This window comes from Acinetobacter sp. TW_SC_4 (assembly GCF_054861205.1).
This window is the reverse complement of the sequence record NZ_CM142174.1, coordinates 1,262,267-1,275,953: the sequence shown is the minus strand read 5'-3', so window position 1 is coordinate 1,275,953 and position 13,687 is coordinate 1,262,267. Positions and strand designations below refer to the sequence as shown.

General features: G+C 41.8%; 9 protein-coding genes, 1 tRNA gene, 4 pseudogenes and 1 other annotated feature. Of the genes and pseudogenes, 1 reads left to right on the top strand and 13 read right to left on the bottom strand.

What is annotated here, in order from left to right; translation table 11 throughout:
• Window positions 1-98: 98 nt before the first annotated feature.
• The 13 genes and pseudogenes from ACWM1W_RS06045 to ACWM1W_RS05985 all read right to left on the bottom strand — a co-directional run.
• Complete coding sequence (locus ACWM1W_RS06045; RefSeq protein WP_214001336.1) at window positions 99-1,286, bottom strand: HlyD family efflux transporter periplasmic adaptor subunit; 1,188 nt, start codon at window positions 1,284-1,286, stop codon at window positions 99-101.
• Window positions 1,283-3,421, bottom strand: a pseudogene (locus tag ACWM1W_RS06040) (type I secretion system permease/ATPase). The gene ACWM1W_RS06045 and the pseudogene ACWM1W_RS06040 overlap by 4 nt, the downstream one beginning before the upstream one ends.
• Window positions 3,418-4,849 (bottom strand): annotated as a pseudogene (locus ACWM1W_RS06035) (TolC family protein). Before ACWM1W_RS06035 ends, ACWM1W_RS06040 begins: the two co-directional pseudogenes overlap by 4 nt.
• On the bottom strand, window positions 4,846-5,874 hold the full coding sequence (locus ACWM1W_RS06030) for an IS701 family transposase (protein WP_079281079.1): 1,029 nt from the start codon (window positions 5,872-5,874) through the stop codon (window positions 4,846-4,848). Before ACWM1W_RS06030 ends, ACWM1W_RS06035 begins: the two are co-directional and overlap by 4 nt.
• Before the next feature lie 332 nt (window positions 5,875-6,206).
• Window positions 6,207-6,950 carry an LPS export ABC transporter ATP-binding protein gene (gene lptB, locus ACWM1W_RS06025; protein ID WP_005235214.1) on the bottom strand — a complete coding sequence of 248 codons (744 nt, stop codon included), beginning with the start codon at window positions 6,948-6,950 and terminating at the stop codon, window positions 6,207-6,209.
• The gene (gene lptA, locus ACWM1W_RS06020) at window positions 6,950-7,516 is read right to left on the bottom strand and encodes a lipopolysaccharide transport periplasmic protein LptA (protein ID WP_004786229.1); all 567 of its coding nucleotides are present in this window, start codon (window positions 7,514-7,516) and stop codon (window positions 6,950-6,952) included. The genes lptB and lptA overlap by 1 nt, the downstream gene beginning before the upstream one ends.
• Window positions 7,500-8,048 (bottom strand): LPS export ABC transporter periplasmic protein LptC, encoded by a 549-nt coding sequence (gene lptC, locus ACWM1W_RS06015; RefSeq protein ID WP_005235213.1) that lies wholly within the window; start codon window positions 8,046-8,048, stop codon window positions 7,500-7,502. Before lptC ends, lptA begins: the two co-directional genes overlap by 17 nt.
• Window positions 8,049-8,081: 33 nt before the next feature.
• Window positions 8,082-8,621 (bottom strand): KdsC family phosphatase, encoded by a 540-nt coding sequence (locus tag ACWM1W_RS06010; protein WP_214001337.1) that lies wholly within the window; start codon window positions 8,619-8,621, stop codon window positions 8,082-8,084.
• A 3-nt stretch (window positions 8,622-8,624) separates the two neighbouring features.
• Window positions 8,625-9,602: a KpsF/GutQ family sugar-phosphate isomerase gene (locus ACWM1W_RS06005; protein ID WP_005235203.1), complete on the bottom strand. Its 978-nt coding sequence runs from the start codon at window positions 9,600-9,602 to the stop codon at window positions 8,625-8,627.
• 273 nt (window positions 9,603-9,875) lie between these two features.
• A tRNA-Gly gene (locus ACWM1W_RS06000) sits at window positions 9,876-9,951 on the bottom strand.
• Between the two features lie 65 nt (window positions 9,952-10,016).
• On the bottom strand, window positions 10,017-11,438 hold the full coding sequence (gene cysS / locus ACWM1W_RS05995; protein ID WP_375725683.1) for a cysteine--tRNA ligase: 1,422 nt from the start codon (window positions 11,436-11,438) through the stop codon (window positions 10,017-10,019).
• Window positions 11,439-11,584: 146 nt separating this feature from the next.
• Entirely contained in the window at window positions 11,585-12,010 is a 426-nt protein-coding gene (locus ACWM1W_RS05990; RefSeq protein WP_005235199.1) for a hypothetical protein, read from the bottom strand.
• Between the two features lie 8 nt (window positions 12,011-12,018).
• Window positions 12,019-12,129, bottom strand: a pseudogene (locus tag ACWM1W_RS05985) (IS5/IS1182 family transposase); the annotation flags it as partial.
• A gap of 66 nt (window positions 12,130-12,195) precedes the next feature.
• On the opposite strand from ACWM1W_RS05985, the pseudogene ACWM1W_RS05980 reads away from it, so the two are divergent.
• A pseudogene (locus ACWM1W_RS05980) lies at window positions 12,196-13,441 on the top strand (IS3 family transposase).
• Window positions 12,471-12,587: a sequence feature (AL1L pseudoknot), on the top strand. Its footprint overlaps the pseudogene before it by 117 nt.
• Window positions 13,442-13,687 lie beyond the last annotated feature (246 nt).

Here is a 13,687-nt window from a genome sequence, read left to right as displayed (position 1 = left end):
CTGCTGCAGTATACCCGCTTTGCACAGACAAATAAAAAGCCTCTACTACGGAGAGGCCTGATTTTAATCGATTGTTTTACTCATTTGCTTGGTAGATATTATCGTTCACGCAAGACTTCTTTTGCTTTGTTAAATGGCTTGATCAGATAGTCCATCACGGTTTTTGAACCTGTACGAATATCCACGGTGGCCACCATCCCTGGAGTAATATTGAACTCTTGGCCTGCACTATTATTCAGTTTGTCACTGTCTGTGCGAATATAGACACGGTAATAGAACTGATCTTGCTTAACTTCATCACGCAAGGTATCCGGTGAAATCATCGCAACTTTACCATTTAACCCACCATAGATCGAATAATCATAAGCTGTAATTTTAACCAATGCTTCCTGATCAGGGCGAATAAAGGCAATATCACGCGGCGAAATTCGAGCTTCAACCAGTAATTTTTCATCCAGAGGCACGATAGTCATCAGCTTGCCATTTTGCGGTACTACGCCACCCAAAGTCATGACATCAATTTCTTTGACCACGCCACGGACTGGAGATTTAAAAATGGTCCGGTTCAAGGTATCTGACTTGCCGCGTACCACCTGTTGCTGGGTTTCCACATCAGTATTGGCTTTGGACAGTTCTTCCCGTGCTTTCACATAATATTGGTTGCGAATATCATTCATCTGGTTACGCAGGTCATTGGCTTCACGCTTCAACCGTAAAACTTCAACTTCTCTGGCTGCCCCTTTAGCCACCAATGGCGCGATCATTTGTAGTTCCTGTTGTACCAGTTCTAATGCCTGTTGCAAGCCGGCAAGAGATTCTTCCAGATTGGCAAGACGTGACTGATACAGTGCCGTTTCTTCTTTAACCAGTTTCGGGTATTTCAGCACTTCTTCTGGGAAAGACAACGGCGTACCACTTACTTCTGCACGTAAACGGGCTGAAGTGGCGCGTGAAGCGATCAGCAAGGATTCTGATTCACCGACGTTGGATTCAAAGAGGGTTGGATCGAGCTGTGCCAAGACTTGGCCACGCTCTACAATCTCACCTTCTTTGACATTCAACTTGGTTAGAATGCCACCCTCCAGAGACTGAATCACCTGTTCTTTGGAAGATGGAGTGACTTTACCCGTACCGGTCGAAACCTCTTCCAGTTTAAATAACCAAGCCCACGTCAGCAGTATTAACAAACCAATGCCCACAATCCAGATAATCAGACTGGATTTAGGTAATGGTGGTTCCTGAAAGCTCACTTTGTTTGAACGCATTAATGTATGTGGTTCACTCATGCGCTTGCTCCCACGACCCGTTTAGTTCCTACCTGTGACTGATTTAATATTTGATCTCGTGGACCATCCATGACAATTTTGCCATCATTGACCACAAGAATACGGTCAACTAACTCCAGTACGGCGCGACGATGCGTTGCTACTATCAGCGTACGATGGGTTAAATACCCTTTAAGATGATCAATCAACTGTTTTTCTGACACATCATCAATGGCAGCGGTCGGTTCATCCAGTAGCAAAATCTTTGGTTGACGAATCAACAACCGCGCTAATAACAAGGCTTGGCGCTGTCCACCAGAAAAGCCGACACCACCCTCTAAAATGATATGATCCAGCCCTTCTTTTTTCTCCTGTACAAATCCCAGTGCACCGGTAATTTATAAGGCTTCCAGAATTTGCTGATCGGTGGCCAAAGGTGCATCCAAAGTCAGGTTTTCACGAATTGAACCATAAAATAACTGCGAGTTCTGATTTAGCAAACTCATATCACGCCGCACATCTGACGGATCAATCAGGGTCAGATCAATCCCATCCAGCTTGACCTTGCCTTGTGCTGGAGTTTGCATACCCGACAACAGTTGCAACAGCGTCGATTTACCTGCACCGTTACGACCCAGAATTGCTATTTTTTCACCGGGCTTGAATTCCAGTTTTGGAATGACCAGACTTGGTTGAGGATCATCATCGCCATATTTGAACACCACACCACTCAAATCATAATGACCATCTAATACAGGACGGTGAATCAGGTGTGAATAATCAGGCTGATCCACCGGTTTTTTCATCAATTCATCCAGACCGCCTTTAGCAACTTTGGCTTGTTGTAAACGCCCTAAGACACCGTTGATTTGTGAAATAGGTGCCAGCATCCGTGATGACAAAATTGAACAGGCAACTAAAGCACCTGTGGTCATCTCACCATCCATCACTGCAAATGCACCCACCAAGACCACAATGGCAAAGGTTAAACCCTGAATTTTTTGAGTCCATGTGGTCATCAATCCAACAATTTTACGTTGTTGCATGCTGACATCAGCAGAGACTTCATTCACGTGATTCCATTGGTTCTGGAAGCGGGTTTCAGCTCTTAACAGCTTGATATCTTCAATACCCTGTACGGCTTCAACTAATAAGGTATTACGGATTGCGGACTCACGCATTCCCAACTGTGCCAGCTTGGCCAGTTTTTTCTGTGCCAGAATCCCAGGAAGAATCATGAGTGGTACTACCAGTAGCATGACCCAGAACAGGTTACCGCCAATAATCCAGAAGATTCCCAGGAACAGGAAGAAGAACGGCAGATCTGCAATTGCCGTCACGGTAGTGGAAGTGACCAGTTCACCCACACCTTCAAGTTCACGAATCTGTGAAATAAACGTTCCGGTCGATTTGGAACGCTCACTGTTTTTAATTCTTAAGGAATGCCCAAATACCCGGTCAGATATTTTCAGGTCAGCCCGTTTACCAATAATGTCGGAGAGATAAATACGGGATACCCGCAATACAAACTCGAAAATGGCCGCAATCAGTACACAACCGGCCAGCACCCATAAAGTGGGAATCGATTGTGAAGGAATGACACGGTCATAAACGTTTATCGAGAAAACAATAGTTGCCAAAGCCAAAATATTGGCGATTAAAGAGGCAAACATCACATCGATATAGCGTTTCCAGTCTTTCAAAACAATTGACCAGAACCAGTTTTTCTCAAAGGGCTTGATGTATTCGTCGACACGCGCATCCCGCACAGAAGACTCTGGTCGCAGGATATAAACATGCTCCGCACCTGTTTCTAACTGCTCAATCGTAAAACTTTGCGATAAACCAGCATTTCCACTCAGTTGTACACTGACATTGCCTTGTGTGTCGATACGTTCAATAACACCAACATCTCCGCTATCAAATTCAACCAGTAAGGGCAAACGCCAGGGATTCAGCAAACTGCTATCGAATTTATTTTTACGGACATTTAATCCCATCTGACGGTTGACAATTTTGAGCATTTCATCAATGTCATGATGCTGGTTCCAGTCCAGTTGCAGACGAATCCGCTCCTCAGATGGTTCGATCCGATAATACTTGGCAATGTTCAAAACTGCCTGAAGCCACGGCTGATAATTTATTGTAGTACTCATGGCTGGACTTCAAACCCCTGAATAGAAATACGGTTAAGCGCGTAAATATCCCGTGTACGACCTGTCACCTGAATGTATTGCACAATCGCCGAATAGATGTCATAGCGCGCTGATTCAAATTCCTGTGCTGCGCTGTGAATAAGCCTGTTCTGCGTTTAATAAATCCACTACAGTCCGTGTGCCCAATTTATATTGTTCTTGATATAGCTCTTTGGTTCGTACCGTGGTTTCACGGCGCTGAGCCAGGACATCCATTTGTTTTTGTTTATTTTCAATCTATTCCCGGATTAAGCGAACCTGATCCAGTACATCCAGATAGACAGTATTGACCTGTGCGCGTGCAGCTTCTTCGGCATAACTGGCAGCACGTGCCTGAGACCGAACAGCTCCCCCCTGATAAAAATTACTGCTGGCTTCAATCATGATTGAATTATAAAAGCCATCATCTTCATTATTATTCGGATTTCGACCATTAACCGCCTGACTTAAGCTACCTTTCAGATTAATAGTCGGATAACGGCTTAAAAGTACCTGATCTTTTTGCAATCGGGCTACATCTACTCCTGAATGTGCCAAGATCATGCTTGGAATCTGGGTAAATTCATGATCCTGATAAAGATCAGCCTGGTTTACGATACGATCTGGAATTTCCCATTGAATTGCAGAGAAATCAAATCCCAATAAAGTTCTGAGACGTTGCTGATATTGTCTTAACTGGGTCTGTTGCACGATCAGGTTAGATTGTGCAGCTTCCAGATTAGACTGCGCCTAAACCGGATCAGCCTATGTGCTAATTCCGGCGCGGTCACGTAAATTGGCAATTTCTGCAATTCGTGCAATGCCCTGAATCTGCTGTTCGGCAATCTTGGTAATTTCCTGATAGCGTTTGACATGGACAATAGCATCCGCTACTTCCAGTGCAACCTGATCCAGACTCACTAATGCTCTTGCCTGGTCTTCTGCCAGTCTCGCCTCTTCAACACTGACATTGGTTTTAATCTTGCCAAAGTCATATAGCATCTGGGTAGCATTCAGAGAGGCTACCTGACGTCCACGTTCACCTGAGGTCAAATCTCCATTACCTACACCGCCAGATAACTGCGGTTAATAGGCTGCTTTGGCCACATTAATATTGGCTGCCTGTGCAGATAAAGACGAAATACTTTGGGCAATTTCCGGACGACGCTGAACTGCTGTATGAACCGCCTCAATTAGACTCATTTTTGCAGGAATATCAGCATTTATAGGCCGAATTGAAGATTGTCCCTGCTGCGGTCGAGTAATCTGCGGCAGTTCAGCCACCTTTGAGCTATCCAGTGAGTACTGACTGAGTGAGCTAATATCAATCGTTTGCGCAGATCGCGTTGGCTCTGGTGCAATCAGTTTTCCTAATCCACTTTTAATATTATAGGACTTACGCACTATTATTTATAGATTCTCTGTGGTAGCAGATGATTTTTATCGAGAATAAAGTCATCAATGAAGTTTTTGATAATTGGTCTAAATAATTTCTTCTGCCAACGATATATATTTTCAAAGATCCGCTCAAACTGGTTCTTTTGTATCTCAACGTAGGCCATCAAGGCTGAAAAAATATGATTCAAAATCAGTTTAGATCGTCTTACTTGAAACTTTTCAATATGACAAACCTGTTTAATCACCCGGTGATATTGCTCTATTTTCCAATGACTTGAATGTAATTCATGAAAACCTTCAAAGGACAATAAATCATCTTCATCTTGATGCACAATATAAAACCTCTGCTGTTCTTTTAACTGAGTCTTAAATAATTGTACAAAGCCAAAATCTTTGAGCCAGACCACTTGACCCTGATGGAAATCTGGCAATAAACGCAGTTGAAACCATTGTCCTTTTTCTGGGGAAACCTTACGGTTACAGTCGATACCAAACATAAATCGAATACCATATTTTCTTATGGTTTTTAGATTTCCAGTCGATGAATACCAACTATCACCTGTAATAAATTGAATCTTTGCACCCCAATTGAGTACTTCACTTAACATATCCATAAAGTAATCATTCTTGGTTTTACTTTCAGATTTGTCATAAATTCGGAAATTAATTGGAATATTTTGACCATTTTGATCTGTCGCATACAAGGTAATGAGATTAATACCCTTGACGGATCGGTGGTGTTTGCCTGACCAAAAATAGCTAACCAAGTCCATATGTTGACTATATGGTTTATCTAAAACAGTATCATCAATACTGACTATAAGTTTATTATTATCAATATGTTGAATTGATTCTTGATATAGGTCGTGAGGTGTGTAGTCTTCACGCTCTAGAAAGCGATTTACACTATCATGCGAGATATTATAAGTCTCGGCAAGTTGTGTGCAGCTAATAGAGTTCGGTTCTGTCATGAGAAAGCCCATATAAATGGGTAATGTACAAGTTGCTGTAGAAGCATGTTTAATTCGTCTGATCACAGATACTTTATAAAGCATTTTAATACTTTTTTGAATCCGTCAATGCGTAAGTCCTATATTATTAAAATAATTCTGTGAATTTTCTGCATGTACGAATGGCACAGATAAAGGTAAAAGAAGAATGATCTATATTCCCTTATTTTTATCTATTATCCCCTGAACATTTTTTAAGTGCTGCACCCTAAATTGCATAATAATGAATGTTTCGTGTTTTAGCCTAAAAATATATCAAATCATACAAAAAGATAGCTTTTTCGTCTTAATTTAAGTAAAAAAACCCACATTTGACGACTAAAGTCTTAATGCGGGTTTTTTCTGATAATGAAAATTTTCTATACAGTAAAGTCATCACCCAGATAAACTTTACGTACCATTTCATTGGCCAAAATTTCTTGTGCCGTGCCTTCAGCAATGACTGAACCTTCGCTGACAATATAGGCATGTTCACAGATGGCCAAAGTTTCACGAACGTTGTGATCGGTAATCAATACACCAATTCCACGATCTTTCAGCGTGGTAATAATATCTTTAATATCACCTACGGAAATCGGGTCAACCCCGGCAAAAGGTTCATCCAGTAACATGAATTTTGGGTCGGCCGCCAAAGCACGGGCAATTTCAGCACGACGACGTTCACCACCCGACACGCTCATACCCAATGAATCTTTAATATGGGTAATTTTAAAGTCTGCCAGTAATTCGGCTAAACGTTGTTGACGCTGGGCTTTGCTTAAATCCTTACGGGTTTCCAGAATCGCCATAATATTTTCAGAAATGGTTAGTTTTCTAAAAATAGAAGCTTCCTGAGGTAAATAGCCAATCCCTTTACGCGCACGTTCATGCATCGCCAAGTCCGACAAATCCAGATCATCCAGATGGATTTCACCCTTGTCCATACGCACCAGACCCACCACCATATAGAAACTGGTGGTTTTACCTGCACCATTAGGCCCTAAAAGCCCAACAATTTGCCCACTTTCCATACTGAAGGAAACGTCCTTGACTACCCAGCGTTTACTATAATTTTTCGCCAGATGCTTGATGGCTAAAGTTTGAACCTGATGCGTCTGTGCCATTAATCACGTGCTCCCGGAAAGGATTTCGAAGATGAAGGCGGAATCACGATTTGTACACGACCTGCTGCTGAACCGGTTTTATTTGGTGTACCTGTTGCTTCAATATCGCCTTTATTCATGCTGTATTTCAGCGTATTACCACGGATACTAGCGCCATCTTGCTGCAAGTAGGCATTTCCAGACAGGGTAATAATCCCGGTTTCCGCATTATAGACAATTTTCTGTGCCTGACCTTTGGCCAAACCTTTGGCAGGATCAACTTTCTGCTGAAATTGAGCCGGGCTACCTGTTGCCGTAATCAGGCTGATCTGTTTTTTATTATTCAGATTCGCCACAATTGAATTGGCTTGCAATTTCATGGTGCCCTGTTCAATGATGACATTACCCGAATAAGTGGTGACTCCGGTACGCTCATTAAAAGTCGCACGGTCAGCTAATAAGGTAATTGGTTGGTTACGGTCAGATGGCAATGCAAACGCAGTGGCTGAACCCAATGCAACCAAACTTAACAACGCGGCGCGCTTAAGGAAAGTGTTCATCATTTTAGCTCTAGGAATTTGGTTCATACTTTCCTCGAATATTAAAGAATTCGTATTGACCATCATTAAGATTGGCTTTTAGGCCCTGACTGATAAATTCAGCCTGTGGAGATTCAACAATGACGGTTTTATCGGTTTCAATTTCACGTATTTTCGGAAAAGCCGTTAGCTCCTCGGTGTGGAACTGCATTTTTCCATTTTGCATGATCTTGGTCGCCAGCACTTCTTGAGAAAGTACAACTTTTGTATTGTCATCATAACCGTTGCCCTGTTTGGCAAAAAATGTCGCATCAACCTGACCGTCTTTATAGGTCGTTGCCTGCAGATTTTTGAGACTCGAAGTCTCTAGCTGCAGGTTTTGTTCAAGCTGGTCGACCTGGGCACGTACAGACAACATGCCCTTTTCATCAGTTTGGGTTAAGTTAATATTATTTGCAGAATAAGTCATGCTACGTGCAGAATCAGTCTGCAACTTATTGCCCTTACCGCTGTAATAGTAATAACCACCACTTATTGCGGCAATGATAATAGCCGTAAGATATAAAACTCTAGTGTCCATAAGCGGTGTACTTAATCCAGGATGTATGACTTATTAATAAGGCGCACGAGTATATTTTTCAAGTAACTCTTGGTACTTACCTTTGGACATCAGTAACATGTCACAAATTTCGCGTACCGCACCACGACCACCATAGGCCTGCGTTACCAGATCAGCACGACGACGTACTTCAACATGCCCGTTTGGAACAGTCACTTTCATGCCTGCAATCGCGAAGGCAGACAGATCAGGCCAGTCATCACCCATGTATAAACAGTCTTCAGGATCGATATTGAGCTGAGTACAAGCTTCACGTAAAGCAGTCCCTTTATCTTCACGGCCCTGATAAACCAGATCTACACCTAAATCCGACATACGTTTCTGTACGATATTGCTTTGACGTCCAGTGATAATGATTACTTTGATTCCGGCTTGCTGTACCAGTTTCATGCCCAGACCATCACGGATATCAAAAGATTTGATTTCATCGCCCGTATTGGTCAATGTGACAAAACCGTCGCTTAAAATACCATCTACATCAAGTACCAGTGCCTTAATATGACGTGCCTGCTCTAATAATACATAAGATGCCATTTATTAATTTACCCCAGCCTGAATCAGGTCATGCATACTAATTACACCAATGACTTTATTGGCATCATTAACCACAACAAATTGATTAATTTTACGTTCGTTCATTTTTTCCAGTGCAACGACAGCACGCGCTTCCTGAGAAATCGTCAGCGGATTTTTGGTCATCACTTCCTGAATCGGTAAATTGACATCAAAACCTTGCTGTTTGTCGATCAGGCGGCGCAAGTCACCATCAGTGAAAATACCCAGCAGAACATCATTTTGATCCACAATTGTGGTTAAACCTAGGCGTTTATTTGAAATCTCGTATAAAACTTGATTCATCGGTGTATCTGGTGACACTTTTGGCAATTCCGAACCTGTATGCATGAGATGTTTTACATGCAGCAATAAACGTTTACCCAAGGCACCCGCTGGATGTGATAGTGCAAAATCATCAGCAGTAAAACCACGTGCATCCAGAAGAGCGACAGCCAGTGCATCACCCAGCGCTAAAGTTGCCGTTGTACTCGAAGTCGGTGCCAGACCAAGCGGACAGGCCTCTTGAAGATGACCCAAAGTTAAAGCCACATCAGCATTTTGTGGCATTGGACCTTTGGCATCACCGCTAATAGTAATTAAAGGAATTTCCAGACGCTTGATCAAAGGCATCAGCATCATGATTTCATCGCTTTTGCCTGAGTTTGAAATGGCAATCAGTACATCACCCGGTACTAGCATTCCAAGATCACCATGCCCTGCCTCGCCCGGGTGCATGAAGAATGAAGGCGTACCCGTAGAGGCAAAAGTTGCCGCCATCTTACGGCCAATATGCCCGGATTTCCCCATCCCGGTAATCACCAGACGACCTTTGCACTGCAAGATAATTTCACATGCCTGACTAAAACGCTCATCGATCTGCGTGGCTAAAATCTGTAATGCTTGTTCTTCGATACGCAAGGTTTCAAGTGCAACTTTCTGGAAGTCTATTTGATTTGGCATATTTGGTGGGTTCAAAGTAGGTTTACCTTAACTCTATACAGAGTTGACTCAGTCTAGCAAAAAATAATTTTCGCAATTTTATCATATCTATGCAAATGTCAGGTTTCAAAATGTAGAGCTTTTCATAAAACTTAAACAGAATGTTCTAAAATTTCCCTGACCGAAAACTCTCCATTATTTAAAATTTCATTAGGTAAACCAGTTTTGATTGTCCTTTTTATTTTACGTAGGCAATAAAAAACCCTAATCTTTCGATCAGGGTTTTTTGAATTTTGGAGCGGGAAACGAGACTCGAACTCGCGACCCCAACCTTGGCAAGGTTGTGCTCTACCAACTGAGCTATTCCCGCAATATGGGAGTGAATTATAGAGAGTTTCTGCTAACTGTCAACTCTCTATTGATTCAACTGTCGAATTAATCGGCACGACGCCATACAGTTCCTTGACGGGTATCTTCCAGCACCACCCCTTGTTCTAATAAAGACTGGCGGATTTCATCGGCACGAGCAAAGTTTTTCTCTTTTTTGGCATCTTTACGTTGCTGGATCAGATCTTCAATCTGCTCTTCAGACAAGCCTAAAGCTTCCTGACCAATATCAGACTTTAAGAATTCGTCGATATTGTGCTGTACCAGACCCAGAATATTGGTGAGATGGCGCAAAGTGGAATAATAAACAGTAGCCTGCTCCTGATTCTGGTCTTTTACCGCACGGTTCAGCTCTTTATTCAGTTCAAATAATACAGCAATGGCTTCTGGCGTATTGAAGTCATCTCGCATTGCCGTATTAAAACGCTCAACAAAGTCTTGATCTAACGTATCAACCAGCTGTTCGCCATATACTGCCTGATAAGCTTTGAAAGAATGATAGAAACGCATTAGCGTATTTTTCGCTTCTTTTAAAGCTACATCTGAATAGTTCACCGGGCTGCGGTAGTGTGAAGATACGATAAAGTAACGCACCACTTCCGGATGGAATTTTTCAATCACATCACGGATGGTGAAGAAGTTACCCAAAGACTTCGACATTTTTTCGCCATCAACATTGATGAAGCCGGCATGCATCCAGTAGTTCACATACTGTTCACCTGTCGCTGCTTCAGACTGTGCAATCTCGTTTTCATGATGCGGGAAGCTTAAGTCAGCGCCACCGCCATGAATATCAAAATGATTGCCGAGGCAGCAGGTAGACATGGCTGAACATTCAATATGCCAGCCTGGACGACCATTGCCCCATGGTGAAGCCCAAGACGGTTCATTTTCTTTGGCATGTTTCCACAGCACAAAGTCAAACGGATGTTTTTTCTCAACTTCGACGTCTACACGTTCAGAAGCGCCTGCCTGCATATCTTCCAGTTTACGGCCTGAGAGACGCCCGTATTTGGCGAATTTTTCAACCTCGAAGTAAACATCGCCATTATTTGCCGGATATGCAGTCCCTTTTTCCACCAGCGTACCAATCATGTTTTGCATCTGATTGATGTAATCAGTGGCTTTTGGTGCTTCATCCGGTGCAAGACAGCCTAATTTGGCAAAGTCTTCATTCATGGCATCAATAAAACGGCTGGTCAGTGATGAAATGCTTTCCCCATTTTCATTGGCACGTTTAATAATCTTGTCGTCAATGTCAGTGATATTGCGTATGTATTTAACCTTCCAGCCCTGACTACGCAAGAAACGAATAATATAGTCAAATGCAACCACCGTGCGTGCATGTCCAATATGACAGTAGTCATAGACCGTCATCCCACAAACATACAGATCAATCTGACCTTCTTTACGAGGCACAAATTCTACTTTTTTACGTTGCTCTGAGTTATATAGAACAAATGGTTGCATAGGTCTTCTAGAATGCTTTTACAAATGATGGCTCATCTTAACCTAAGCATTATTTTTCATAAAGTTTTAAGAAAAGTTTTCAAGACTTTTTCTGCGGTTATTTCTATATTGTTAAAAAAACCAGCAACTGCTGGTCTTTTTAGATATCAGGATTTAGCTTCAGTTTTGCACTGTATTAACATCTGCTTGTTTTTTGGACCTAATGAATTACTTAGACTGGTATTTAAAACACGCGCATAGTTTTGATGATCTTTCTGGTAGAAATCTACCGTAGCCCCCTGGTACTCGGCGGTAGTTATATATTGATAATCGTCAAAAGATTTTTCAGACTTAGGCTCAATTGACTTTAATAAAGCACGCTTTTGTTTAGCAGAAATCAAGCGCAAAATGCTTTTTTCACCAATAACATAAGATAGATTATGAGCTTTCTCTTTTGAACAATCCAAAGCATAACGGCCTTTTAATTCCCCTAAAGATAGTTTCACAATAGTCTGTTCAATTGTTGCGAACACTGAACCTGACACAAGCATAGCCCCAAGACCAATTAGGGTCTGTTGACATTTACTGTTCATAATTAAACCTATAAAGGTAGCCATAAAAATATACAGGCTAAGGCAACAGCACTTTGATAATTTCTTTTGAGCTTGTCATATCGAGTAGCTATTCCTCTAAATTGCTTTAATCTACAAAACTGAACCGTACCGGGTTTGTCGGAGAGTCAATATTCTGAGTGAGAAGCGCTGCTTCGCAAGGTTCGATGACAAAATTAAAATATACCCCTGAAATCAGAGAAAGAGCGGTTCAATTATTGATTGAATCTGAAAAAGATTATCCATCGAATTGGGCTGCAATCACAGCAATTGCGCCTAAGATTGGTTGTACTCCTGAAACACTACGTGCCAGGCATCAAAAGCATTTAGATCAGCAAAATCCTATTAAAGTACAACAGATATCTGATCAAGAAAAAATGAAGCAAATGGAACGTGAAATTAAAGAATTAAAGCGTGCCAATGAAATTCTACGTAAAGCAGCCGCTTTTTTCGCCCAGGCGGAGCTCGACCGCCCACATAAATAATGGTGGATTTCATCCATAACAATAAAGATCGATATGGTGTTGATGCGATTTGTAGGATTTTACCGATCGCAGCTTCAACCTATTACCGAACTTTAGATCTCGCTGATGAAAAGCATCGCTTTGCAAGGGAACATCGAGCGAAACGAGATCTACATGATGAGCATCATGCTGAGGAGATTAAACGAATTTGGAAGGAAAGTTCAGGTCGGAATGGTGTGCGTAAAGTCTGGCAAAAACTGAAACGTGAAGGCTATATTATTGCACGCTGTACTGTTGCTCGATTAATGAAAAAGCAAGGTATACAAGGTGTTTAGCATGGTAAGAATAAACAAACCACCCGTAGCCTAGATGTTCAAAAAAGAGCAGATGATTTAGTGAAACGGAATTTTAATGCTGATCATCCTGACCCGTGCGAAGCAGTGCTAAGTTCGATGACTTCACGTATATTCAAACCAATTCAGGTTGGGGCTATATCGCCTTTATTATTGATGTGTTCTTACGAGCAATTGTTGGATGGAAAGTATCTATACGGATGAATACAGATATGGTGCTCGATGCACTTGAGCAAGCATTACACGATCAAGGCATGCCAAAGAATGTGATTCATCATTCTGATAGAGGTGTTCAATATCTTTCTATTCGCTATACCAATCGTTTAGAAGCTGCAAATTTACGAGCATCAGTCGGTACAACTGGTGATTCATACGATAATGCTTTGGCTGAAACGGTGAATGGCTTATACAAAACAGAGGTGATTGAATATTTAAAAGCAGATTGGCAAGGTTTAGCAGATGTACAACTTGCGACATTCAACTGGGTAGATTGGTTCAATAAAAAGCGTGTACACAGTGCACTGGGTTATTTATCGCCTTTTGAGTTTGAAGCAATGTACTATGATAAGATTAACCCGTTAGGTCAGGTGGCCTAACTTAAATAAAAAAGTCTCCGACAAACCCGGTACGGTTCACCTGGGTAACACCGGAAGGTGGCGGTGGTCCGAATTACCCGAATATGTAAGGTAATTCGTATGAATAAGAAATCTTTTTCTTGTTCATATACCCAATTTTGAAGCAGTTATAACTAACACTTCACTTTAATTTTTTAGGTAATCCCAGTTCCCTAGGGAGCTGGGATTAAAAATAATCAAGAATAAAGAGAAAAAAAACAGATTCAT

What these genes read in the sequence shown, in the direction of transcription:
- ACWM1W_RS06045 (WP_214001336.1), bottom strand. Translation starts at nt 1,286, where the DNA reads ATGAGTGAACCACATACATTAATGCGTTCAAACAAAGTGAGCTTTCAG.
- lptB (WP_005235214.1), bottom strand. Translation starts at nt 6,950, where the DNA reads ATGGCACAGACGCATCAGGTTCAAACTTTAGCCATCAAGCATCTGGCG.
- lptA (WP_004786229.1), bottom strand. Translation starts at nt 7,516, where the DNA reads ATGAACCAAATTCCTAGAGCTAAAATGATGAACACTTTCCTTAAGCGC.
- lptC (WP_005235213.1), bottom strand. Translation starts at nt 8,048, where the DNA reads ATGGACACTAGAGTTTTATATCTTACGGCTATTATCATTGCCGCAATA.
- ACWM1W_RS06010 (WP_214001337.1), bottom strand. Translation starts at nt 8,621, where the DNA reads ATGGCATCTTATGTATTATTAGAGCAGGCACGTCATATTAAGGCACTG.
- ACWM1W_RS06005 (WP_005235203.1), bottom strand. Translation starts at nt 9,602, where the DNA reads ATGCCAAATCAAATAGACTTCCAGAAAGTTGCACTTGAAACCTTGCGT.
- cysS (WP_375725683.1), bottom strand. Translation starts at nt 11,438, where the DNA reads ATGCAACCATTTGTTCTATATAACTCAGAGCAACGTAAAAAAGTAGAA.
- ACWM1W_RS05990 (WP_005235199.1), bottom strand. Translation starts at nt 12,010, where the DNA reads ATGAACAGTAAATGTCAACAGACCCTAATTGGTCTTGGGGCTATGCTT.